This is a genomic window from Acidovorax sp. KNOB132, assembly GCF_057541515.1.
In genome coordinates, this window is sequence record NZ_BAAJYT010000593.1 from 1 (window position 1) to 875 (window position 875).

An 875-nucleotide genomic window follows, 5' to 3' on the forward strand; every position below is an offset into this window, starting at 1 on the left:
GGCGGTCTCCTGCTGCGCCTTGCGCGGGCGGCGCAGGGGCCGCGCGAACTTGCGGGCGCCGAACAGCACGAACAGCGGCACCGCCACGTACGGAAAGGCCACGATGGCCAGCACCCAGGCCACCGCGGCGGAGGGGTGGCGCCGCTGGCGCCCGATGCGCGTGCCCATCACATAGATCAGCAGGCCCACCGCCACGAACACCGCGTGGCCCAGGCCCGAGAGGATGGCGAAGCCGGTCAAGCGCCGTCCCCGGCCGGTGGCGCCTGCGGGGCCGGCGCGGAGGGTGCGGCCCCCGCCAGCGCATCGAACCGCACCGACACCCGCAAGCCCCCCAGGCGCGGCGAGCCCTCCAGGGCAACCTGCGCCTGGTGCATGCGCGCGATGGACTGCACGATCGCCAGGCCCAGCCCGCTGCCCGGCACCTGCGCACCGCCCTCGGCCGCCTGCGGCGCGCGGTAGAACCGGCCCAGCACGCGCTCGCGGTCGCCTTCGCCGATGCCCGGGCCGCTGTCGTCCACCACCAGGGTGACGGCGCCGCCCGGTTCCGCGCCGTTCGCGGGCGCATCCGCGATCACATGCACGTCCACCACGCCGCCGTCGGGCGTGTACTTGACCGCGTTGTCCACCAGGTTGCGCAGCAGGATGCGCAGGGCCTCGGCATGGCCCGCAATGGGGGTGGCATCCGCCCGGGCCAGGCCCAGGTCGATGCCGCGCTGCTGGGCGGCGGGCGCCGCATCGGCCACGGCCTGCAGCGCCAGGTCGGCCAGCACCACGGGCTGTGCGGGGGCCCCGGCGGCCACGCTGGATTCCTGCCGCGCCAGGGCCAGCAGCTGCTCCACCAGCCGCGTGGCCCGGTCGATGCCGGCCGACAGCCG

General features: G+C 76.5%; 1 protein-coding gene and 1 pseudogene. Both read right to left on the reverse strand.

Going from position 1 to position 875, the window contains the following annotated elements; translation table 11 throughout:
• Positions 1–240 (reverse strand): annotated as a pseudogene (locus AC27IO_RS24880) (phospholipase D-like domain-containing protein); the annotation flags it as partial.
• The coding region (locus AC27IO_RS24885) for a sensor histidine kinase (RefSeq protein WP_498741300.1) at positions 237–875 on the reverse strand (639 nt) is incomplete at its 5' end. The pseudogene AC27IO_RS24880 and the gene AC27IO_RS24885, both read right to left, overlap by 4 nt.